This is a genomic window from Amphritea japonica ATCC BAA-1530, from assembly GCF_016592435.1.
Classification (GTDB): domain Bacteria; phylum Pseudomonadota; class Gammaproteobacteria; order Pseudomonadales; family Balneatricaceae; genus Amphritea; species Amphritea japonica.
Genome location: NZ_AP014545.1, coordinates 2519731 through 2544142, shown reverse-complemented (window position 1 = coordinate 2544142; position 24412 = coordinate 2519731). Strand labels below are relative to the sequence as shown.

17 protein-coding genes are annotated in these 24412 nt (G+C 48.5%); 10 read left to right on the top strand and 7 right to left on the bottom strand.

Annotation, left to right across the window (positions count from 1 at the left end; all coding sequences use genetic code 11):
• Positions 1–45: 45 nt before the first annotated feature.
• Positions 46–1242, bottom strand: a complete 1197-nt coding sequence (locus tag AMJAP_RS11795) for a YbfB/YjiJ family MFS transporter (RefSeq protein ID WP_019620357.1) — start codon at positions 1240–1242, stop codon at positions 46–48.
• A 164-nt stretch (positions 1243–1406) separates the two neighbouring features.
• Between AMJAP_RS11795 and AMJAP_RS11790 the strand changes: the two genes are divergently transcribed.
• Positions 1407–2267 (top strand): LysR family transcriptional regulator, encoded by an 861-nt coding sequence (locus AMJAP_RS11790; protein WP_019620358.1) that lies wholly within the window; start codon positions 1407–1409, stop codon positions 2265–2267.
• A 22-nt stretch (positions 2268–2289) separates the two neighbouring features.
• Here AMJAP_RS11790 and AMJAP_RS11785 read toward each other — a convergent pair whose 3' ends face one another.
• Complete coding sequence (locus AMJAP_RS11785; RefSeq protein ID WP_019620359.1) at positions 2290–4065, bottom strand: DEAD/DEAH box helicase; 1776 nt, start codon at positions 4063–4065, stop codon at positions 2290–2292.
• A 187-nt stretch (positions 4066–4252) separates the two neighbouring features.
• Here AMJAP_RS11785 and AMJAP_RS11780 point away from each other — a divergent pair, with 187 nt between their 5' ends.
• Entirely contained in the window at positions 4253–5062 is an 810-nt protein-coding gene (locus AMJAP_RS11780) for a mechanosensitive ion channel family protein (RefSeq protein ID WP_019620360.1), read from the top strand.
• Positions 5063–5108: 46 nt separating this feature from the next.
• Here the strand turns inward: AMJAP_RS11780 and AMJAP_RS11775 are convergent, their stop codons facing one another.
• From AMJAP_RS11775 to AMJAP_RS11765, 3 genes are all read right to left on the bottom strand, one after another.
• A complete protein-coding gene (locus AMJAP_RS11775; protein ID WP_019620361.1) occupies positions 5109–7355 on the bottom strand; it encodes a sodium:solute symporter family protein in 2247 nt (748 codons plus the stop codon).
• Between the two features lie 162 nt (positions 7356–7517).
• Complete coding sequence (yidD, locus tag AMJAP_RS11770) at positions 7518–7850, bottom strand: membrane protein insertion efficiency factor YidD (RefSeq protein WP_376787802.1); 333 nt, start codon at positions 7848–7850, stop codon at positions 7518–7520.
• 64 nt (positions 7851–7914) lie between these two features.
• Complete coding sequence (locus AMJAP_RS11765) at positions 7915–9300, bottom strand: PhoH family protein (protein ID WP_019620363.1); 1386 nt, start codon at positions 9298–9300, stop codon at positions 7915–7917.
• 127 nt (positions 9301–9427) lie between these two features.
• Here AMJAP_RS11765 and cobB point away from each other — a divergent pair, with 127 nt between their 5' ends.
• Positions 9428–10135, top strand: coding sequence for a Sir2 family NAD+-dependent deacetylase (gene cobB / locus AMJAP_RS11760; protein WP_019620364.1), 708 nt, complete (start codon positions 9428–9430; stop codon positions 10133–10135).
• 168 nt (positions 10136–10303) lie between these two features.
• Positions 10304–11686: a nucleotide 5'-monophosphate nucleosidase PpnN gene (gene ppnN / locus AMJAP_RS11755; RefSeq protein WP_019620365.1), complete on the top strand. Its 1383-nt coding sequence runs from the start codon at positions 10304–10306 to the stop codon at positions 11684–11686.
• 15 nt (positions 11687–11701) lie between these two features.
• On the opposite strand, the gene putA is transcribed toward ppnN, so the two are convergent.
• On the bottom strand, positions 11702–14848 hold the full coding sequence (putA, locus tag AMJAP_RS11750; protein ID WP_019620366.1) for a bifunctional proline dehydrogenase/L-glutamate gamma-semialdehyde dehydrogenase PutA: 3147 nt from the start codon (positions 14846–14848) through the stop codon (positions 11702–11704).
• Positions 14849–15008: 160 nt separating this feature from the next.
• The gene (gene bktB / locus AMJAP_RS11745; protein ID WP_019620367.1) at positions 15009–16193 is read right to left on the bottom strand and encodes a beta-ketothiolase BktB; all 1185 of its coding nucleotides are present in this window, start codon (positions 16191–16193) and stop codon (positions 15009–15011) included.
• A 159-nt stretch (positions 16194–16352) separates the two neighbouring features.
• On the opposite strand from bktB, the gene AMJAP_RS11740 reads away from it, so the two are divergent.
• The 6 genes from AMJAP_RS11740 (at position 16353) to hrpA (ending at position 24316) form a co-directional block, all read left to right on the top strand.
• Positions 16353–17294 (top strand): AEC family transporter, encoded by a 942-nt coding sequence (locus AMJAP_RS11740; protein WP_019620368.1) that lies wholly within the window; start codon positions 16353–16355, stop codon positions 17292–17294.
• 28 nt (positions 17295–17322) lie between these two features.
• Complete coding sequence (locus AMJAP_RS11735) at positions 17323–18072, top strand: TIGR00266 family protein (RefSeq protein ID WP_019620369.1); 750 nt, start codon at positions 17323–17325, stop codon at positions 18070–18072.
• A 117-nt stretch (positions 18073–18189) separates the two neighbouring features.
• Positions 18190–19149 (top strand): M23 family metallopeptidase, encoded by a 960-nt coding sequence (locus tag AMJAP_RS11730; RefSeq protein WP_019620370.1) that lies wholly within the window; start codon positions 18190–18192, stop codon positions 19147–19149.
• Entirely contained in the window at positions 19089–19550 is a 462-nt protein-coding gene (locus tag AMJAP_RS11725; RefSeq protein ID WP_019620371.1) for a bactofilin family protein, read from the top strand. The genes AMJAP_RS11730 and AMJAP_RS11725 overlap by 61 nt, the downstream gene beginning before the upstream one ends.
• A 3-nt stretch (positions 19551–19553) precedes the next feature.
• Complete coding sequence (locus AMJAP_RS11720) at positions 19554–20348, top strand: class II glutamine amidotransferase (protein WP_019620372.1); 795 nt, start codon at positions 19554–19556, stop codon at positions 20346–20348.
• A gap of 35 nt (positions 20349–20383) precedes the next feature.
• Positions 20384–24316: an ATP-dependent RNA helicase HrpA gene (gene hrpA, locus AMJAP_RS11715; RefSeq protein ID WP_019620373.1), complete on the top strand. Its 3933-nt coding sequence runs from the start codon at positions 20384–20386 to the stop codon at positions 24314–24316.
• The last annotated feature ends 96 nt before the right edge of the window (positions 24317–24412 follow it).

Below are 24412 nucleotides of genomic sequence, written 5' to 3'. Positions count from 1 at the left end.
GTTTCATTAATATAAACGGCTCATTCGAGCCGTTTTTCTTTTGTATTATCGCTCGTTAATCAAGGCGAGCTCACGTTGTTGACTGGCTTTTAGTATCAATATCATTCCTGCACCTAATACGGAGATTGCTGCCGCGATATAGAGGGAGTCAGCATAAGTGCCACCCTGATCTGCGATAATACCGGCGATGGCCGGGGCGCAAATCTGCGCAGTACCGTACAACAGGGTGAGCTTGCCCATCAGCTTGGCGGGTTTGGTTGGATAGAAGCGGCCCGCCATTGCCAGTACCAGGCTGACGATGCCGATGAAGCTACCGCCATAGAGAACCGCGCTTAACAACACTAACCCCAGGTTATCGTTCAGGGCGGGCAGAATAATACCGACGATTTGAATCATAAAGGCGATGAGCAGGGCGTTTAGTTCGCCTAGTTTTCGCGCAACTCTGTCCCATAAAATAACGGCAGGCGTTGCACTCAGTCCGACAAATATCCAGACAATCTGCCCGTCGCCTTGCAGGGCGGGCTGGGCTTCTACAATGGCCACCAGAAAGGTTGCGCTGATCACATAAGCGTATCCGGCGCAAAAGTACATGATGCCCAGCAGCATTAACCAGCGGCGGCTGGGAGGATTGTCCTTAAGCTGTTGGCCGGCCGTTGTCTGATGACTTGTGTCTGGACGGGGTAACCAGCGCCAGGCGGGGATAGCGATTAGTGAACCTATCAGGCCAACGGCAAGCCATTGCTCTCGCCAGTCAAGGTGACCGATCATTATTTCAGCAGCCAGCCCACTGACAATAATACCCAGTCCAGCTCCTGCGTAGTGAATACCTAACTCAGCCCGGTGGCCGTGGCGGAGGAGCCAGTTCATGATGAGTCCGGCACTGATTAACATACCACTGGCGCTGCTTAAACCCGAGAAAAAGCGCAGTATTCCCCACAGCCAGAGGTTGTCGGTCAGGGCCATACCCAGTGTTGTTATCACCGCAGTAATCAGGCCGGCACGGTAGAGCATGTCCTTGGTTTTGAGATTGCCGATGGTTGCCGCCATCAGAGCGCCACACATATAGCCTATGTAGTTAATGGTGGCCAGATAACCACCCGCCAGATCACTCAGTTCAGCTTCGGCCTGCATCGCAGGTAGCAGGGTTGTATAGCAGAAACGTGCGATGCCGACTGTGAGTATCAATCCCAGTAATCCTGAACCCAGCACTTTAAGGTGTTGCTTATTATTAACGGTATTCATAGAGCGTTTCCAAAGAGCTTTGCCGCCGATTATGGCCTGTTTTTGTTCTAACTTAGCTATGTTTATAAGCGTATATATCAATATGATTCTTTACAAACGAATTATAAAGATACTATTGTTCTTATATTAAGAACTAAAGTTGGTGTGATTGAAGTGAGACGACTATGGAACTGATAGCACTGAAGACTTTTGAAAAGGTGGCGAAAGAGGGTGGGGTTCTGGCGGCTGCAAAGCAGATGAACACCGTCCAGTCTAATGTCACGACCCGGATACAGCGACTGGAAGAAGAGCTGGGTACTAAACTGTTTTCCCGCAAAGGGCGGGGTCTTGAACTGACCCGGCCCGGACGAATATTGTTGGATTACGCTGAGCAGATACTTCAGCTTGAACGACAGGCGGGTGTCGCGGTTCGGTTATCTGAAAAAGGTGCAGCAGAAATAAATATCGGTGCAATGGAATCTTTTACCGCAACCCATCTACCGCAAATGTTGGGTGCATTGCGGGAGATCTGCCCCAAGCTCCAGCCCAGAGTGACTGCAACAACGACAGCAGAGCTATTAAGGGCGGTGCTGGAACATCATATCGATTGTGCGTTTGTAGGGGGACCTGTTGTGCATAAAGATTTGATCATTCTGGATGTCTTTGAGCAGGAACTGGTGCTGGTGCGACCCCGAAATACTGAACCTTCAGAAACACTTATACTGTTTCGTGAGGGTTGTGCCTATCGAAAAAAAGCGCTGCAATGGTGTCGGGATTATCAGGGTAACCGCTTTGCGTTAAGTGAATTGGGAACGCTTGAGGGTATTCTGGGGTGTGTCGCTCAGGGGTTAGGCGTGACATTGATGCCCCGTAATGTGGTTGAACTGTCGATCTATCGGGATAGTTTGACCTTTGAATCACTCCCCGAGGAGATTGCCATAGTGCCAACACAGTTTATTCAACATCGCAGTACGCCCCGACTCAACGTGATGGAGGGGCTGTTTGATTCACTACGCTGGTTACCGGAACGAGTGGTCGGTGGTTGAATCAATGTGAAGGTGTTGGGTCTTAAAGCTGATTGGCTTTACGGTAGTTACCCTGGTAGTCGAATACTCTTTCCTGAACTCGCCAGAACTGTCCTGATTTTCTGGCCACTACAAAATCTGGAGCGGTGAACTGATCAGCTACGGCGAGGACGGCCTCCAGGGTTTTGAACTCTGTTGGCTGGCTGCTCTGTTGAAAACGGCGTCCAAACAAATTATTGAAGCGTTTGCGCTGCTTTGAATTTTGCATATCAAAAAGCTCGCTTAGCTCCTCACCCTGTTCATCATGATAGATTACTTTAAGTTTTTGCTTGGTTTCGCTCAGTGAGATCCCCGCACAACGAATTACCCGTGCATCTTTTAGTTTCAATGCTGATTTTAGCTGATCATCAGGGTCAATAATGGCGTGGTCACACCGGTGACAGTTCCGGGCTGCGATATCATTTTCGGCGTTACACTGCGGGCACTCTTTGAAGCGAAAGCGAAAGTCGCATTGAGCTCTTTTGTTCGATGCTTTGTCAGCGCTGTTCAGTGCTATAGTTCCCTGACAACGTCTGCCAAAATGCTCAAGAATATGACCTTCCTCGTCGGTCTTTCCCCAAAAAATATTAGCAAACTCACAGACTGGACAAAACACCTGAACCGGTACGCTGCTGCTGTCCGGTTTGGGTTGTCCTACTTCTGGTGCAAACAGGTCGAAGCCGTTGCCGGCATAATCCATTATCAGGCAGTCTTTTTTTTGTTCTGCCAACCGAAGTCCCCGACCTATTATCTGCTGGAAGAGGGAGACTGACTGGGTTGGCCTGAGGATAGCGATGAAATCTACATGCGGTGCATCGAATCCGGTTGTCAGAACGGCAACATTGACCAGATATTTGATCTTTTGCTGTTTAAATAAGTGGATCAGTTCATCCCGTTCAGTGTTTGCGGTGGCGCCGGTTATCAGTGCAGTTTCAGCCTCTGGCAGATAACCGCATACTTCATGGGCATGCTTTACCGTGGCGGCAAATATCATGACCCCCCGGCGCTCGGCTGCTAATTCGATAACCTGCTCACAGATAGCCTGGGTGACTCTGGGATGATTCACCAGTAATTGGTTGACGTCTGTTTCTGAGTAGTTGCCGAACTGGTTAGCACTAAGGGTGGAGAAATCATATTGAGCAATAGGCGCATCGATCATTCTGGGCGGGGTCAGAAAGCCCCGTTTTATCATATATTGTAGTGGCAGCTCATAAATACAGTGTTCAAAAGGGCGGGGTTCGCTGCTGCGACAAAAGCCGCGGTAGTGGTAGCGATAAATCCAGCCCATTCCCATCCGGTAGGGGGTAGCCGTCAAGCCCAGGAGCTTCAGTTGGGGATTAAATTTTTTCAGCTGAGAGAAGATTTTTTGATACTGGCTGTTCTCATCATCACTGATACGATGACACTCATCGATGATAACCAGCGAGTGTTCAGTGGCGAAGTCTTGCAAATTACGGGCAACCGACTGAACGCTGGCAAAGGTTACCTGAAGATGGCTCTGTTTGAGCTTAAGGCCTGCTGAGTACAGGCCTCCTTCAAGGCCGTAGCTGAGGTATTTACTGTGGTTTTGTTCAATCAACTCTTTGACATGGGCCAGCACCAGGATTTTACGTCGTGCCAGTTTGGCCAGTTCAGCAATAACCAGGCTTTTTCCTGCCCCGGTAGGTAACACAATTACAGCAGGCTGATTGCTATGACGGAAGTGCGTCAGGGTTGCCTCGACGGCATCCTGCTGATAATCACGTAGTTTAAATAGGGGTTTTGGTACTGATTCAGGCATTTTCTATGAATGACTACAGGTTGATTAGATTAAGTCTATTTTAGCGCGAAAAATACTGTTTTAAATGGACTTTTTGACTATGCTTGTGTGATATTCACGCGCAGGTGGTAGTTGTACGGGAATCGTTTATTTTTAAACACTGAGTGCCATCTGCTAATAGTTCTATGAGAAAAAGGGGAAAAAATAAATGGATATGTCATTTGTTGAAGTTTATGTGCTGCCATGGGCAATTAATATTGCACTAGCGGCTGCAATCTTCATCGTTGGTCGTATTATCGCAAAGTTCCTGGTAAACATGCTGGGGAAAGTACTGCGTAAAGGAAACATGGAAGAGATACTGGTTAACTTTATCTCCTCTATTGCTAACATGCTGTTGCTGTTGGTAGTGATCGTAGCGTCACTGGATCAGTTGGGCGTTGATACTACCTCAATGATTGCGTTGGTGGGTGCTGCAGGTTTGGCTATTGGTCTGGCACTGCAAGGCTCTTTGCAGAACTTTGCTGCGGGCGTAATGCTGATTGTTTTTCGTCCGTTCAAGGAAGGTGACTTCATTGAAGCGGCTGGTGTAAACGGTGTTGTAGAGCATATCAGTATCTTCAATACCATTATGCGCACCGGTGATAATAAAGAAGTAATTGTGCCAAACGGCAATATCTACAGCGGCGTTATTGTTAACTTTTCGGCCCGTGATACTCGCCGTGTGGACATGGTTTTTGGAATTGGTTATGACGATGATCTGAAAAAAGCCAAAGCTTTGCTGGAAGAGATAGTTACCAGTGATGAGCGTGTTTTGAAAGATCCGGCGCCGGTTATTGCGGTATCTGAACTGGCTGATAGCAGTGTTAACTTCGTCGTACGTCCATGGGTTAACTCCGCGGATTACTGGGGTGTGATGTTTGATACTACTGAAAACGTTAAATTGCGTTTTGATCAGGAAGGTATCTCTATCCCTTATCCACAGATGGATGTTCATCAGTATAAGCAAGATAGCGAATAAGCTTTATTGTTATTAAAAAAACAGCCGCTTGAGCGGCTGTTTTTTTTTAGCTTTTCGTCTCGTCTGGTGTTTCCGCTTCCTGTTTCTTTGCAGCGTTTTGTGTTTTTTCAATTTTCAGCGTGCTTTCAAGTTGCAGCTTAAGCTTTTCATTTTCCTGTCGGATTTTCTGGGTTTCAAGTCGATACTGAAAGATATCCTGATAACGAGATTCCAGCTTTACCTCCATGTCTTTAATCTGCTTATCCCGTAGTTGAATCGTTTTTTCCAGCTTAGACAGTTTATTCTGAAGTTTATTGATCAGGCCGTAGCTTTGGTTTCCTGATTCATGCTCTGTCAGCTGGTCTGATTCTGGCAAGTGTTGCCCCAGCTCACTAACCAGATGGCTATAAAGGGCTTTAAGGTCGGTGGATTCCCGGTTGTTATAGCGGATGTTAGTTTCCATCGCTTTGTGCGCGCTGGCAGAGCCTATTGATCCTGCTAATGCGTGTTCAAGCATACGATGAAACTCAAGTAGCTCAATAATAGCAATATGGCTTTTTCCACTGACTTGAAGGTCTTCGGTGATTCTGTAGAGCGCTTCTTTAGTTTTGTCTTCGCTCAGGTAACCTTCTAAAAGTGACTGGGCTTCATTAAGCTTATCGTCCAGAGAGATGTAACGGTCCAGTCCGGTTGGTCTGGCTTTCTGGGTGGGTGCCGGATTCATCGAGCAGAGAAACTCAGTCGCATGGTTACGTTCTGATTTATGTGGGCTGTAGAGTAGAGAGCCGGCAATATAAAAACCGACGTTGGCTAGCAGTGTCCAGAAAACGCTGTGGGGAATAGACCCCAGTCCATCCAGTCCGAAGAGGGCTTCTGGCCGGAAGAGCGCGACGCCGAACAGTCCATCAGTCAGGATTGCGGTTGAGATCCAGCCTTGGTTCACCATCGCCGGGATGATGAGGGTAAAACCCCACATAGAGAAACCTGCCAGTAGCCCTGAAACGGCTCCCATGCTGTTGCCCTTGTGCCAGAATATGCCGCCGAGCAGTGCGGGTGAAAACTGTAGTACTGCAACGAATGATATTAGCCCGATAGCGACCAGAATATATGAATCACTGAATTCGATAGCGAAACCATAGCTACCCAATAATATAAGTGCTGCCAGTAACCAGCGGATTTGTAGGAGAAAAGGCTTGAGGAATCTGCAGGCCGGCAGACGCTCAAGCAGGGGTAATATCAGGTGGTTCGAGGCCATTGTTGAGAGCGTCATAGTGGTAATGATGATCATCCCGGTGGCAGCTGAAAATCCCCCGATAAAGGCGAGTAGGGTAAGACCGTTATTTCCGGCCATCTGAGGCAGCATCAACACATAAAAATCAGCAGCATCTTCCGGAAGCCCCATCAGAAGACCACCGGCTGCGATGGGAACCACAAACAGATTAATCAGAATCATATACAGTGGCAGCACCCAGATCGCCGTCTTGATGTGCTGGTGGTTGGCATTTTCGACGACGGCGACATGAAACATGCGGGGTAGATTCTGGATGGCGGCGAAACTGAGAATGATCAGGGTTAACCACATTGCGCCTGAGTTTTCAGTCCCACTGAGGCTGATGACCTTTTCAAACCCCTGATCAAACAGTCGCTTGGTAATATCATCAAAGCCATCGAAAAGGGAAAAACTGACAAACAAACCGATAGAAATAAAAGCGATGAGCTTGATGACACACTCAACAGCCAGCGCCGTCATCATACCCTGGTGGCGTTCGGTCGGGTCAAGCCTGCGCATACCAAACATAATAGTAAAGGCGATCATAAACAGAGTAATGAGCAGGCCCGACAGGCCCCATCCCATGGTTGAACTTTCGTGGTCAGTAATGAGCTGGAATGAGCCTACCACCGCTTTTAGTTGTAATGCTATGTAGGGAAGAACGCCAAACAGGGCAATCAGTGTAACGAGCGCGGCGATGCTTTCCGAACGGTTATACCGGGTAGAAATAAAGTCTGCGATACTGGTAATGCGAAAGACTTCTTTAGCAAACACCATCCGTCGTAAGGTTATCCACCAAAAGGCGATGCCCAGTATGGCTCCCAAATAGACGCCCAGAAAAAGCAAGCCGGAACTGGCGGCAAAGCCGACACTGCCATAGAAGGTCCAGGAGGTATGGTAAACCGCCAGCGAAAGGCAATAGATCCAGGGGCTTTTAAACCCCTCGCCGCGCACAGCAATACGTCGTTCAACAAGCTGGGCGATACCAAACAGTACCGCCATATAGAGAGTGACGGTAAGAATAACCGTAAGAGAGCTAAACATCCTGATCCTTACTTCAACAACGAATTCATAGAGTGTTTGTCAATCAGTTAAGGAAGATGGGAATAAGTCCCTTGTGTTCTCTGCGGGCATTAGAGGCGCAATGGGCTTGTTCTCACCTTCCTATAGCTATAGCTGGCTTATGTTCACAGGTCAATGAAAAGGCTACTCAAAAGGTTGCTCGGAGGGCGGTTTTGGGGAAGCGGTATCAGTAGTGGCAGGCTGGTGGGTGTCGCAGCCAGAACAAGGGGGAACCGGATCATAGCCGCCTGGGTGGCCCGGATGGCACTTTCCGATTCGTTTGATTCCAAGCCAGAAGCCTTTCAGAACCCCATGGGTTTCAATGGCTTCGAGGGTATAGGCTGAGCAGGTCGGGTAAAACCGGCAGTTAGGGCCCAGAAATGGACTGATCAGGTATTGATAGATACGGATCAGAAAGATAAAGCTACGTCGTAGAATCATGGCAGCAGTGTAGCGCTGCCCACTAGAGGAAAACAAGTAAAACCAATAGAAGAAAAAAGCCGCTACAAGGTAGCGGCTTTGATTGAGCAGGATGTTGGTGTCAGAGATGCTCTTCGGCGTACTCCGCCAGCCGTGAGCGGAAGATACCTTCTAAGTGAATTGTTGATGCGCCTTCAAAGTCTTTAAATCGCTCAACCACGTAGGTCAGGCCGGACGTTAATGGAGTCAGATAGTTTGAATCGATCTGTGCAAGGTTGCCCAGACAGATCATCTTACTGTCTTTACCGCAGCGAGTCAGAATCGTTTTGAGTTGCTGAGGTGTCAGGTTTTGTGCCTCATCGATGAGCACTATTGCATTTTGAATGCTTCGTCCGCGGATGAAATTAAGTGATTTAAACTGGATGTTTGCTTTCTCAATGGCGTATTTAACGCTGCTTTGAGGCCGTTCATCCCCTTCATGCATCGCTTCCAGGTTATCGTGGATGGAACTCAGCCAGGGGGTCATCTTCTCCTCTTCGGTACCCGGCAGGAAACCAATGTCTTCGGCAACCGGTGGGGTAGAACGGGTCACAATTATCTTGTTGTAACGACCATCTTCAATCACCATTTCCAGCGCGCAGGCCAGAGCGATGAGGGTCTTGCCTGAACCGGCAGCGCCATTCAGAAGGCAGAGATCAATATCCGGATCCTGGATCGATTGCATGGCAAACGCCTGAAAGATATTGATCGGGCTGATGCCCCAGCATTCCTGTTGCATCAGCTTTTGATGCCCCAGATCCATCAGAATGGTTTCTTCGTGATTGACTGAAACCACACGGGCAGCAAAGTCTTTTGAATCATCATAGACATACTGGCAGGGGTAAGTTTCCGGCAGCAGGTCTGGGCTAACTTTGTGATAAGTGTTTGGGCCTTCCTGGAAGCTTTTGACTTTTTCGACTTTTTCCCAGAAATTTCCATCGATATGATGATGCCCGGAGGGCAGCAAATCGAGATCGGATACCAGTTGATCTTTGCGGTAGTCCTCAACTTTTTGCAGGCCTGCACCCAGCGCCTTAAGGCGCATATTGATATCCTTCGTGACCAGGATAATCTCTCGGTGAGGATCACTCCCCTGTAGATGCAGAGCGCAATTGATAATGTGATTGTCATTATTTTTGTTGTCAGGCAAAAAGCCCTGACGGGTGGTTAGTTCGTGATCGGGGAAGATGCTCAGCTTACCCAGCCTAGTTGCGTCTTCGGTTCCCGGAACCAGTATCGGTACCCCTTTGAGAATCTGAGAGGGGGTGGCAACGCTTAAGATATTGTCTATAGCGCGAATGACGTGACGGGCTTCCTGTGCCACGCTTTGCTTGCGGTCTTTGATGTTGTCCAGTTCTTCAAGGACAGTCATCGGGATAGCGACATCCTGTTCTTTGAATTCGTACAGGCAGTTAGGGTCATGCAGTAAAACATTGGTGTCGAGGATATAGAGTTTATCAGCACTCATTCGGATTTCCTTCTCGATACGACTAGATTTTACAACTACCGGAAAAAATTTCCGGCCTGTATGGTTAGTTAAGCAGAAGTTGGCGTAGGATAAAACCCATCAGTTACCATTTTTGAGGATCAATCCAGTGCAGTACCAGAATATTGTTATTCTTACCGGTGCCGGAATCTCAGCAGAGTCAGGTATCAGAACCTTTCGGGCAGCTGATGGATTGTGGGAGGATCATCGGATTGAAGATGTGGCGACACCTGAGGCTTTTATCCGTGACCCTGAACTGGTGCATCGGTTTTACAATCAACGACGAGAGCATCTCCTACAACCTGATATTCGTCCGAATCCGGCTCACCTGGCGTTGGCCAGACTGGAAGACACCTTCCCCGCTCGGGTCCTCCTGGTGACGCAGAATATTGATAATTTGCATGAACGGGCGGGAAGTAAAAATCTGATTCATATGCATGGTGAATTGCTGAATTTACGCTGCATTACTTCAGGTCAGGTCTTTCCTAATCACCATTCAGTGCAGGCTGACCGGCGGTGTGGTTGTTGTGATAAAAGTGGAACGTTGCGACCAGATATTGTCTGGTTTGGGGAACTACCGATGCAGATGGAGATGATTTATGACGCATTGGAACGCTGTGATCTGTTTATTTCAATCGGTACCTCGGGGCATGTCTATCCGGCCGCTGGTTTTGTTGAGATGGCCAATAGTGTAGGTGCTGAAACGATGGAGATAAATCTTGAACCATCGAAAACTCAATCCGCGTTTGATCGGCATATATATGGCCCTGCAAGCAGTGAAGTTCCGTTGTTTGTTGATGCGTTAATAAGAAGTTAATTCTTTTTTTATCAACAAGTTATTGGAGTAGAGTTGAAAAATTAACTATATTGTAACCTGAACTATATATTTTTTAGCGGGGTCAAACCTAGTACAGCCAGATCCGCTAAGCCCTGTTTACAGCCAGGAGTTTCCTGTGCTGGGGTGTTTGCATAGAGGGGCATGATAATGATGACAGAACAGTTTGTATCGGCAAATATTACACCGCTGGACAGCCTTGATACGCTGTCTCCACATGAAGTCGCTAAGCTCCAGGATCGCAATCAGGCAGGTTTATACCCGCTATTTCGACAGTGTGCGTTGGCGGTGTTGAATTGTGGCAGTGAGCTTGACAGTACTAAGCAAGTGTTGGAAAAACACAAAGATTTCGATATCAGGGTGAGTCATAAGCACAGAGGTGTGCAATTAGAGCTGATAAATGCCCCCGCCAGTGCTTTTGTTGATGGTGAGATCATACAAGGTATTCGAGAACATATGTTCTCAGTATTGCGTGATCTACTGTATGTCGTTGATGAACTGGATATCTGTTGTGATGAGCTGGAAGAGGGAGAGCAGGTCACCAATATGGTGTTCCATATCCTGCGTCACGCCAACGCTATAGAGCCACATATCAAACCTAATCTGGTTGTTTGCTGGGGTGGCCATTCGATTAGTCGGGATGAGTATATCTATACCAAACAGGTAGGTTACGAATTAGGTTTGAGGGGCTTTAGTGTCTGCACCGGATGCGGTCCCGGAGCGATGAAAGGGCCGATGAAGGGGGCCACTATTGCGCATGCTAAACAGCGGGTGACTGATGCTCGGTATCTGGGGGTCTCTGAACCGGGGATAATTGCGGCGGAATCTCCTAACCCCATAGTCAATGAGTTGATTATTATGCCGGATATCGAGAAGCGACTGGAGGCCTTTGTTCGCCTGGGTCACGGCATTATCGTTTTCCCGGGAGGAGCAGGCACCGCCGAAGAAATATTGTATATGCTGGGAGTGCTCCTGCATGAGCGAAACAATAATGTTCCCTTTCCCTTTATATTTACCGGGCCAGAAGGCAGTGAAGCGTATTTCGAAACGGTAGATCGATTCATTCGGGCGACGCTGGGTGATCAGGCTGCAGAGCTTTATGAGATTGTTGTTGGCGACCCCTATGACGTAGCCGTCAAAATGAAAGCGGGCCTGGAGCGAGTGACGGAGTATCGTAAAGCCACCGGTGAGTCATTCCATTTTAACTGGCAACTGCATATTCCGTCTGAGTTTCAGCAGCCATTTGAGCCGACTCATGAAAACATGGCAGCTTTGGATCTGACTTCTGATCAGCCCGATTACCTGCTGGCGGCCACCCTGCGAAAAGCGTTGTCCGGAATTGTTGCCGGTAATGTGAAAGAGCCGGGTATTCGGGCAATAGAAGAGCATGGTCCGTTTGAGCTCAGCGGTGAACCTGAGATGGTGGAGGCGCTGGATACCTTGCTGGCCGCTTTTGTTGAACAGCGGCGTATGAAAATAAATTATGAGGAGTATCAGCCCTGCTACCGCCTGGTGCAGGACGAGCCTGCCTGATATAGGTGCTGATAGTTAATTCTGAATACTTTGATTCAGAAGTTGAGGATTAACACCGTTTGCGCTGGTGTTGGTTGAACAGGTTTTCTCCTGGGCAAAACTCATCAGGTAGTTTGGCCCACCGGCCTTCGGGCCGGTGCCGGACAACCCCATCCCCCCAAAAGGCTGGGAGCTGACAATGGCGCCAATCTGATTGCGGTTGATATAGATATTGCCTACCCGGGCGTGATTGCAGATATGCTCGATAGTCTGATTGTTTCTGGAGTGCACGCCTAGTGTAAGGCCGTATCCGGTACGGTTGATCTCCTCAATAATGCGGTCAAGATTGTCTGCCTGATAATGAATGATGTGTAGAATGGGGCCGAAATGCTCATCACTGAGCTCCTCAATGGTATGCAGTCGAACCAGCGTTGGCGCCACGAAATAGCCGGTGTCGTGTTGCTCTTTTAAATCAGCTTCAAACATCAGTCGCCGGTGCTCCCGGCAGTGTTCTATATGGCCATGCAGCCCCTGCATAGCATTGTTGTTAATAATAGGCCCGATATCGGTGTCTATCTCGCAGGGGTTACCCACTTTAAGAGTATGGATAGCGCCTTTAAGCATCGCTTCAATCTGTTCGGCAGTCTCCTCTTGGAGGTAGAGTACCCGTAATGCGGAACAACGTTGTCCGGCACTGTTAAAAGCCGATTCAATCACGTCTTTTACAACCTGCTCCGGTAAGGCGGTACTGTCGACGATCATCGCATTTTGTCCACCTGTTTCAGCGATAAAGGGAACGATTGAGGCCCCGTCACGCAGGGTTAGTTGGCGAACAATATCGGTTGCGCTCCGGGTGGATCCGGTAAAGGCAACACCTGAGAGACGAAAATCACTTGTCAGCTGGGGGCCAATCTCCTGACTGCGGCCAGGCAGAAGCGCAATGGCGTCTTTGGGTATCCCTGCGTCCAGCAGCAGTTGGGTGGCTCGATAGGCGATCAGGGGAGTGCTGGCGGCAGGTTTGGAGATAACAGAGTTGCCTGCGAGTAGGGCGGCGACTACCTGCCCGGTCCAGATGGCCAGAGGAAAATTCCACGGGCTGATACAGAGGAAAATGCCGCGGCCCTCATAGCTAAGAATGTTTTCCTCACCGGTTACCGACGGCATCGGTTGGCTGATCAGGCGATTGGTTGCTTCGTGGGCGTAGTAATAGCAAAAATCCACCGCTTCCCGGATCTCGTTAATAGCATCACGCAGGGTTTTTCCCGCTTCTCGCATGCAAAGTGCAATTAATTCTTCCCGGTGTTCTTCTAACAGGGTAGCGAAGCGTTGAATAATCTTTGCTCGCTCACTTACCGGGTGGTTGTTCCAGCTGATAAAACCTGCACGGGTGACTGCGTAGGCCTCTCTTACATCTTCTTCCGTGGCATTGCATAACTGCCCGGTTTGCCGCGCCAGGTCAAAGGGTGAAACGGTTATTTCTGCGGACTGGGATTTGACAGACTCGCCGTTAATCAGGGGAGCTGCCTGCCACTGATGATGCATAAAAGGTTCTATCTTCTCTAACTGTTGAGCCCGTTGCTGTAGGGAGTCGAGTATGACGCCTTCAGAGTTTTCACGGGTCGGCTGATACAGGTCTGTGGGCAGGGGGATTGAAGGGTTGCGTTTTAGCTTCAATGCCTGCAGTTGCGTTTCGGGGGGGGCGGTTAACTGTTCCGGTGTAATGTCTGTATCAAACTGCTGTAATAGAAATGAACTGTTGGCTCCATTTTCCAGGAGTCGGCGGACAAGATAAGGGAGTAGCTGTTGGTGCGCACCTATCGGTGCATAAATTCTCAGTTGAGTGTCTGGACTGTGTTCTAATGCCTCTCTGTAGATGGCCTCTCCCATGCCATGCAGGCGCTGAAATTCCAGGGTTTTATTACTCTGTTCAGCAAGACTGATGATATGGCTTATGTTCGTGGCATTGTGGCTTGCAAACTGCGGTTGCAGCCGGGAACATCTATCACTTAATAGATACTGTGCGCAGACTTGATAGGACAGGTCGGTTGCTTGTTTTAGACTGTAAACAGGATAGTCGGTAAGGCCTTGCTGCTGGGCCTGTTTGATCTCAGTATCCCAATAAGCGCCTTTAACCAGTCGAACTGGGATGTCGGTTTGTAGTTCATCTGCGATAAAATTGAGCCAGGCGAGAATCGGCAAGGCGCGTTTTGAGTAGGCTTGTACGGCAATGCCCAGTCCTCCCCAATCTTTACATATCTCACTGCGCAATAATGTTTCGAAAATTTGTAAGCTCAGTTCTTGTCGGCTGCACTCTTCGGCATCAATGGTAATCTGAACGTCTTCTGTTCGGGCGACAATCAGCAGATGGAGTACTCGCTGAGTGACTTCATCGACAATATAAGCTGATTTAAGAGGCTCCAGGCGCGGGTGTAGTGCAGATAGCTTAACCGATACGGATGCGGCAGGGCGGTCTTCTAGATTTTGTGCAGCAACGGCTTCTATCGCTTCCAGGTAGGCGCTGAAGTAACGCTTTGCATCCTGGTTAGTGACCGCGGCTTCCCCGAGCATGTCAAAGGAGCAGGTTTGGTTCCGTCCCAGATCGTGGATGCGTTTCAATCCTGATTGTATATTCGGACTAAAGACAAAACGCTCTCCCAGATGATTCATTGCCTGAGTTAAGGCGGAACGGATAACAGGTCGACTGATGCGCTCCATCAACTGGCTAAAGATGTTGTCTGGTTCAGTTTTAGGATCAATTAACTGCTGGCTGAGGGCTAGTCCCCAGACGCTGGTGTTGAGTAAAACAGAGTTGTCAGGGTCAAAATAGCGCTGCCATTGGGCTGAGCTGAGTTTATCTTCTATCAGAGCGTCAGCGGTTTGCTGGTCGGGTATTCTTAACAGCGTTTCAGCCAGTGACAACAATAGGATCCCTTCATCGGTTTCCAGGCTGAAAGTTTTTAAAAACTGGTCAAGGTAACGCTGGTTTTCCTTATCAGCTCGCAGGTTTTTTACCCATCCGGTCGCGATCTCAAGGTGTTGTTGGTCTATCGGTTGAGCAAGTTCCAGTAACTGAGTCACCAAGTCGGTTTCATCGGTGCAGTAATGGGCTGGGATATTGTTCCACAGTTGCTTTGCAGACCATTTAACCTGCTGTTCTGAAAAGTAGAGCGAGAGAGGAAACATAACTGCGCCTGTCGTTAATTTGCAGTTTTAATAATAGTCTGAGGACGGAGGAAGGAGAAATAATTGATGCAGGTCTGGTGCCAAAATGGTGAGGGTTAAACAGGGCTGCTTATTAGAAAGCCCGCAGACCTTGCGGTCGCGGGCTTTTTAAGGGTTTTATTTAAACACGCTCAAATAAAGCAGCAATACCCTGGCCACCACCGATACACATAGTCACGACCGCATAGCGTCCGCCACTGCGCTGTAATTCGTGCAGTGCTTTAACGGTAATAATGGCACCAGTCGCTCCGATTGGGTGTCCCAGAGAGATACCGCTACCATTGACATTGACTTTCTCCAGCGGCAGTTCCAGGTCACGGCAGACTGCTAACGCCTGAGCGGCAAAGGCTTCGTTGACTTCCCAAACATCGATGTCACCGATGCTAAGTTCGGCATCAGCCAATAGCTTACGCACCGCAGGAACCGGTCCGATACCCATATATTTAGGCTCAACGCCGGCAAAACTGTAACCTACCAGGCGGGCCATGGGCTTCAGGCCTTTGGCCTCAGCAGTCTCTGCTGCCATTAATGTAACGGCCGCAGCCGCATCATTAAGACCGGATGCGTTACCTGCTGTAACACTACCATCGCGTTTAAATGCCGGGCGCAGTTTTTCCATATCCGCAGTAGTGCAACCATAGCGGAGGTGCTCATCGGTATCAAAGACGGTGACGCCTTTGCGTGATTTTAACTCGATAGGAACAATCTGCTCCTTAAAGCGTCCTTCTGTAATAGCTCGCTCAGCGTTGTTGTGGCTCATGACGGCCAGTGCATCCTGGTCTTCACGGCTGACCTGCCACTTGTCGGCAATGTTTTCTGCAGTGATACCCATGTGTGTATCATCAAACGGACAGGTCAGTGCGCCCACCATCGCATCTACGATTGCACCGTCGCCCATGCGCTGGCCAAAACGGGCTGTAGGCATCCAGTACTGGGATTTGCTCATTACTTCTGAACCGCCAGCTACTGCAGCATCGCAGACTCCCAATTCAATTTGTTGGGTGGCCGAAATAATTGCCTGGAGGCCACTGCCGCACAAGCGGTTTATGGTTACTCCGGGTGTTTCATGAGGCAGTCCGCCATTAACGGCGGCCACTCGGCCAAGATACATATCGCGTCGTTCGGTGTGAATGACATTACCAAATACGCTATGACCGAAATCTTCGGCTGCTGCACCGGAGCGAGATACGGCTTCGCTGACACAGGTAGTGGCCAGTTCGCAAGGGGTCTGGGATTTCAGGCTTCCACCGAAACCGCCTATTGCAGTACGTACACCGCTTAGTACTACGACTTCTCTTTTACTCATTTTTGAGTCCTTTATATTTGCTGTATTTATTATTGTTATGTATGAAAGGTAGTGCAGTCAGTTGAGTTAACTTATCATCGGATGGCGCTAAAGGCTCTTACCCATTAGTGAAACGTTTATGATGATTTCACTGTTTTATTTATTTTCTGAGAATTTCTGATGCAACTGTTGTTTGATATTGTGATACCTGTTTTTTTACTAATGGTACTGGGCTGGTGGTGTAGTCGTTCCGGCTTGTTGGAAGAGTCCAGCGCTTCTGCTCTGAATCGCTACGTGTATTACATCGCTGTACCGGCGTTGATGTTTACCTCAACCGTCTCCGTAGATATTCAGGCTGTATTACGCTGGGATTTTATTGCCGTGTATTTGGGCGGTTCTGTTATCGCAGTCATCATGGCTTTTATGGGGTGGCGTCGATTGCAGCTCGAGACTCCTCTGGACTGGACAGTTGTAGCGCTGAATTCTGCCTGGGCGAATACTGTTTATATGGGCGTGCCTATCTTTTATTTCCTGTTTGGGGACCGCGGTACACTGCCGGTGATTATTGCAACTCTGGTCAGCAATCTGGTTTTTATCCTGGTTCTGGCACTGATGTCTGAATTGCAGCACAGTGAAGGCGGTATTTTAGAGAAGCTGAAGACCTTAGTGATACAGGCATTGCTGAAAAATCCAGTGATGATGGCGCCTATACTGGGTATGTTGGTGTCTGTTTCAGGTATCAGCTTACCAGCCGCGATTATTACCCCGATGGATATGCTGGCTCCATCGGCAGCGCCAGTGGCGCTGTTTGCATTGGGAATGTCTTTGAACGGATTGAAGGTGCGACGGGCAGGTTTTGATCTGGCCTGGCTGACGCTGGTTAAATTAATAATACACCCGCTGGCAACCTGGGGCCTGGCAGTGTTGTTGAATCTGGATCCTTATTGGACTGCCAGTGCCGTATTATTGTCTTCGTTACCCACGGGGGCAATGGTTTATGTTTTGGCTCAGCAGTATAACACCCGGGTGACACTGTCCTCGGCCACGATCATGGTGACAACCACTTTCTCAGTCATTACGCTGGCGTTTTTGCTGCCAGTCTTAAAGCAGCTGGTGGGTTAGTTACGAATAGTTTGAAAGGGGAAATGAAATGAAATGTCACAAGGTTGATTACGAAATTATTGGTAATTCGATGCCGATGCTTGAAGTAGAGCTGGATCCGGGTGAAACGGTGATCGCCGAAGCGGGTTCTATGAACTATATGGAGCAGGATATTGGCTTCGAAACGAAAATGGGAGATGGCGCTGATCCTGACCAGGGGCTGTTTTCTAAAATGTTTTCTGCGGGTAAGCGGATGGTGACTGGCGAATCGTTGTTTATGACGCACTTCTCAAACAGTGGTGCTCAGAAGCGTAAAGTTGCATTTGCTGCACCATACCCGGGGATGGTAGTGCCTGTGGACATGTCTCAGACCGGCGAGCGATTGTATTGTCAAAAAGATGCGTTTCTTTGTGCTGCGCTGGGTACGCGTCTATCTGTTGCGTTTTCCCGCAAACTGGGAGCCGGTTTTTTTGGTGGGGAAGGGTTTATTCTGCAGAAGCTGGAAGGTGATGGTATGGCCTTTATTCAGGCTGGCGGCACTGTGGTAAAAAAAGAACTGAACAACGAAACATTGCGAATCGATACCGGCTGTCTGGTCGGGTTCAGTGAAGGGATCGAGTACGATATTGAGATGGTAAAAGGGTTGAAGTCGATGTTCCTTGGAGGTGAAGGTCTGTGGTTGGCGACACTCTCGGGTACGGGTACTGTCTGGGTACAGAGCCTGCCCTTTTCCAGGCTAGCGGATCGGATTATCGCTGCAGCTCCTGATATGGGTGGCTCAGATAAGGGTGAGAGCTAATTTTGCCCGTATCCATGTCATACAATGGTGGGCTTTTGATGTCGTTTTTATGACTTTTGTCCTCAATAAAGGTATATTCCACCGTTATTTATTTACTTGAATATCGGTTTGTAGGGCATGTTGCAGAAAAAGCTGCTTATCACATTAACGACTGCACGGGGCTCCCGCCAGTATACCCTGGGCCAGCTTGCCCGGTATCTGCTCGCCCTGTTTTTGGTGATGGCGGTTTGTAGCTTCTTTGTGTCTAATTTATTGCTGGTACAGACTTCAGATGAACTCGAGGACCTGGAACAGGGTATTAACTCGTTGTCCAGTCAGTATGAAATGACACTGGGAACCCAGGAAATACAGAAAGGCCAACTAGACCAGCTGTCTCATACGCTGCAAGAATTGAAAGTAGAGCGGGATCAACTTCAGGAAGAAAATCTGCGCATCGGCGAGTTGAATGACACTTTGGATGCCAGTCTCTATGGATTGGAAGACCTGCTGGGCTTACCTCCCTCTGAAGATATGACCAGTGGCCGTGCTGATGAGCTGACGGTGATGACTAACCAGCGGCTGTTTTTCCTAAGCATTATGCCCAATGGCGAACCGATTCAAGGGCTGCGGATTAATGATCATTTTGGCATGAGAATGCACCCGGTACGTAAAAAGCGGGTGATGCATAATGGTATTGATTACAAAGCAAATATAGGCACTCCGGTTTATGCAACTGCAGATGGTGCCGTTGAGTATGCGGGTTATAATAAGTCCAGTGGCTTTGGTAATCTGATTATTTTGCAGCACGGTCTTGGCTTTAAAACTTATTATGCTCACCTGAGTAAATTAAAAGTTAAAAGTGGGTCTTACGTTAGCAAAGGACAGCTAATAGGTCTGAGTGGTAACACTGGAACCTCAACAGGGCCGCACTTACATTACGAAGTGCGTCATCTCTACAGAGCGATTGATCCTGAGCCGTTTGTGGCATGGAATATAGGTAATTTTGATTCACTGTTTTCAAATGTCAAAGGTGTAAAATGGGCTTCCTTACAAAAACTGTATCCGCTAAATCAGGCACTGCAAACGGCTCAGCAATAACCATTATCGCTGAAGGAAATAAGTTCAGTGGTGATATGAGCATTGTCGGCAAGATGCATATCGATGGAGCTTTTGAAGGCAATATCTCTTCTATGGATAATATTTCTATCGGCAAAAATGGCCATGTACATGGAGTTGTTAAAGCTAACTACATCACTGTATGTGGATTGCTCGAAGGAGAGGTTATCTGTGATGAACTGCAGATTGATCGGGGTGGTAAAGTTGTAGCCACGGTAGTCAGCAAGATAATGGCAATTCATCCTGAAGGTAACTTTATCGGTGAACGTCGAATGAAAGAGGTGAGTATGATTGAGCATACGCCTCAAGTTGAATCTGGCATTGATGCTATTGATTCGCTACCCAATAAAGTCACACTCAGTACGGAAGAGGAATCAGCTTAAACGATGTGCGAATTACTGGGCATGAGTGCCAATGTCCCAACCGATATCTGTTTTAGCTTTAGCGGGCTGATGCAACGTGGTGGTGAGACCGGACCGCATAAAGATGGGTGGGGTATCGCCTTTTACGAGGGCAAGGGACTGCAGGTTTTTCATGATCCTGCCCCTAGTTGTGAATCGGAAATTGCCCGATTGATCAAGAACCACCCGATCAAAAGTAAAACCGTCATTAGTCATATTCGCCAGGCTAATGTAGGCAGCATCTGTCTTGAAAATACACATCCCTTTACCCGTGAGTTGTGGGGCTTTTGTTGGACCTTTGCTCATAACGGCCAGCTTGATCCGAAACTGTTTGAGTTACCATTGACTCACTATCAACCGGTAGGCACTACGGATAGCGAATATGCATTCTGTTGGCTGCTAGGGCAGATACGCGAACGCTTTCCTCAACGCCCTGATTGCTTTTCTGATGTGATCGAGCTGATTCATTGTTGTGCTGATCAGTTGCGAGAGTTGGGTGTGTTTAACATGCTGCTGACCGAATCAGAATATTTATTGGCGTATTGCACGACTAAGCTTTCCTGGATAACCCGTCGCGCGCCTTTTGGTCGTGCACGTTTAACCGATGCTGAACTGACGGTCGATTTTGGTGAAGAAACAACACCAAATGACATCGTGACGGTTATTACCACGGAACCACTGACCGATAACGAACAGTGGCGTAAGTTGCAGACCGGCGAGTTGATTGTCTTCAGGGAAGGGGTACAAGAGCCCCTGAGTCGCTGTTTTGGTCATGCCTGATCGTTAACCATCCCTTTATATCTGAAAATTCAATTGTGACTGCCACTATTAATCAACTCTATTCACGGTTAGATAACTGTCTGATCGCCGATCGATTTTCTATTCGGAAAAAAATCCAGCTATTGCAACGTCGTCTGAAAGAGCAGAAGCCATCAGATCGCCTTAGTGAAGAGGTAGAGGCGTTGCTGCATCGCTCTGAAGAACGTGTCGCTAAACGCGTATACAGTCAGAAGATCAATTTTCCGGATCTGCCCGTCAGTGGTCGTCGAGATGAAATTGCAACCGCAATCAAAGAGAATCAAGTGGTGGTGATTGCCGGCGAAACCGGCTCAGGAAAAACGACTCAGATACCTAAGATCTGTCTTGAGTTAGGCCTGGGTAAAGTCGGGTTAATCGGTCATACACAGCCCCGAAGGCTCGCCGCCAGAACCGTTGCCAATCGTATTGCTGAAGAGCTACAGACAACCTTAGGTAGTACCGTGGGTTATCAGGTGCGATTTACTGAACAGGTGGCAGACAAGACCATGGTCAAGTTGATGACTGATGGTATTCTGCTGGCGGAAACACAGAATGATCGCTATCTGGAACGTTATGAAGTGCTCATCATCGATGAGGCTCATGAGCGCAGCCTGAATATCGATTTTCTGCTGGGGTATCTGCATCAGATTCTCCCGAGGCGCCCGGATCTAAAAGTAATCATCACTTCAGCGACAATCGATCTGGAGCGCTTCTCAAAACATTTTAATAATGCCCCTGTGATCGAGGTCTCCGGGCGAAGCTATCCGGTTGAACTACATTACCGTCCCTTAGAGGAGTTGGATGATGGCAATGAAAAAAGCATCCCCGAAGGTATTGTTTCTGCTACTGAAGAACTGATTCGTCTGGAACGCAAGAAGGGTCTTACCGGTGCCGGAGATATTCTGGTTTTCCTTAGCGGTGAACGTGAGATCAGAGAGGCAGCGGAATATCTGCGTAAAGCTTCGCAGCAAGGGCGATTAAGGCATATAGAGGTGATGCCGCTCTATGCCCGGCTTAGTGTGGCGGAGCAGAATAAAATATTTTCTTCGGCGCGTGGTGCAGGGCGTCGTATTGTGCTTTCCACTAACGTGGCAGAAACCTCGCTTACGGTACCGGGAATTCGTTATGTTATTGATCCGGGCGTTGCCCGAATCAGTCGTTATAGCTACCGTTCTAAGGTACAGCGTTTACCGATTGAGTCAGTTTCTCAAGCCAGCGCTAATCAACGGAAGGGACGTTGCGGCCGGGTAGCTGAAGGTATCTGTATACGGCTATATTCCGAAGAGGACTTTGATGCCCGGCCTGAATTTACGGATGCAGAGATTCGCAGAACCAATCTGGCCGCGGTAATTTTACAGATGCTCAATTTGCGGTTGGGCGCGATCGATCAGTTTCCCTTCATTGATCCGCCGGACTCCCGTTATATCAATGATGGTTTTAAACTGCTGCAAGAATTGAGTGCTGTTGATGAAAAGCGTCACCTGACCAAGCTTGGCCGGCAGTTGAGCCGACTACCTGTTGATCCTAAGATCGGTCGGATGTTGCTGGCGGCAGTACAGAATAACTGCTTGGCAGAGATGATCGTTATTGCCAGTGCACTGAGTGTGCAGGACCCTCGCGAACGGCCGATGGAAAAGCAGCAGGCAGCTGATCAGAAACATCGTGAATATGCAGACGAAGAATCAGATTTTGTGACCCTGGTTAATCTCTGGAATCTCTACGAGGAACAGCGACAGGAGCTTTCGCAAAATCAGCTGCGAAAGTATTGTCAGAAACAATTTCTATCCTACATGCGTATGCGGGAATGGCGTGATGTGCATCGTCAGCTGCATCTGATCTGCCGGAACCTGGATTATAAAGAGAATACGCAGCCCGCCGGATATGAATCGTTGCATAAGTCTTTATTGGCGGGGCTTCTGGGTAACATGGGGTTTAAGCAGGAGAAGAAAGAGTATCTGGGGGCACGTAACCGCCGTTTCAATATTTTTCCTGGCTCGATGCTATATAAGAAAGCGCCTAAATGGATAATGGCGGCAGAATTAGTAGAGACTAGTCGGCTCTACGCTCGAATGGTTGCCCGTATTGATCCGCTGTGGGCGGACTCCCTGGCGGCTCATTTGGTAAAACGGTCCTATTTAGAGCCCCATTGGGAGAAGAAAAAAACCCAGGTGGTCGCCCAGGAACAGGTGACCCTGTATGGCTTGATTATTGTGCCGGGTAGAACGGTCCACTATGGCAGTGTTGACCCACAAGTGAGTCAGCAGATCTTTATTCGCAGCGCGTTGGTTGAAGGTGAATTTAAGACCCAGGGGGCGTTTTTTAACCATAACCGTAATCTGCTTAGTTCGATCGAAAATCTGGAAGCGAAGACTCGTCGGCGAGACCTGTTAGTCGATGAAGATACCCTGGCAGATTTTTATGCGTTACGGCTGGAAGAAAATAATGGTGCCGATAAGGGTAAATGGGTCGTTAACGGTGCTGGGTTCGAGCAGTGGCGTAAAATAGCAGAACAACAGAACCCACAGATTCTGTTTATGCAGGAGGAAGACCTTCTACAACGTTCTGCTGAGCATGTAACCGGTTCCAACTATCCGGAACAGCTAGTCCTTAACGGTGCGAAGCTGAAGCTGGGTTACCATTTTGAACCGGGTGCTAAAGATGATGGGGTAACGCTGCAGGCGCCCCTGGTTCTGCTCAATCAGATCTCAGAAGAGCGTCTCGAATGGCTGGTACCAGGTATGTTAAAAGAGAAGTGCGTTGCGCTACTCAAAGGTTTGCCCAAAGCGTTGCGGAAAAACTTTGTTCCTATCCCAGACTATGTCGATGGATTCATAGAGACCGCAATATTTGCGGAAGGCTCGCTGAATGAAGCGCTGGCACTGCATCTGAAAAGAAAGACGGGTGTCAGGATTAGTCGGGATGATCTGGATGCGGTAGTGCTGGATGATCACTACCGGGTGAATATCCGTTTGAGGGGAGAGAAAGGAAATACGGTCAGTGAGGGGCGTGACTTGCAGAAACTGCAGCATGGTTTTGGTTCCCAGGCCCGCCAAGCATTAACTAAAGCGCCTTCTGAAACCTGGGGGCGTAAAAATATCACCCTGTGGGATTTTGGTGATCTGCCTCAGGCTATAACGTTGAAGCAGGCAGGGGGGCTTGAACTTGAAGTCTATCCGGGGCTTCAGGATTGTGGACAGAGTGTAGAGCTGAAAGTGTTTGAAGATCAGGCGATGGCTGTGAGGCAGAATCGCCAGGGTCTGGCTCGGTTGTTTATGCTACAACTAAGTGAACAGTTGCGTTTTGTCAAAAACAAGCTGCCGGCTTTTCCGCAGACGGCGATCTTCTTAGGAAAAGTGCAGAATAAAAATCAATTACAGAATGAATGTCTTTTTAGTGCTGTGCAGGCAACTTTCTTGCACGATGTAGATATTCGCTCTCAGCAAAGTTTTGCAGACCAGCTAAAGCAGTATAAAGCTGACTATTGTAATAAGGCAGAAGAGTGGGCGCTGTTGTTAGGAGAGATCGCTAAACGTTATCACAGCATTCAGAAGCAACTTTCAGGTTCGGTTAATCTTCAGGCTGTCACAATACTCGCCGATATTCGCCAGCAACTTGAAAGTCTGGTGTATAAAGGCTTTCTGTTGGAGGTGCCTGGTGAGCAATTGCAGGAGTATCCCCGTTACCTGAAGGGGATCGAGGCGCGATTAGAAAAGTATCAGCGTGAACTGCCCAGGCAACGGATGCTGAGCGAACAGTTACAACAATTGTATAAACAGTATCAGGGGCGGGCTGAACTGGATAAAAAACATAACCAGTATAACGTAGCCCTGGAAGAATATCGCTGGATGCTCGAAGAGTACCGGGTTTCTCTGTTTGCTCAGCAATTAGGTACCCGGGTAACTATTTCTGAAAAGCGCTTAAAGCAGCAGTGGCGGCAGATCGATTGCTAGCTGGTTCGCCGCAGGGTTAAATTGGCGTGTGGTCCAGTATTAATTGTTTCATCTGATCTGTATCAGATTTTGCTAATACCGGCCTGCACAAAAAGG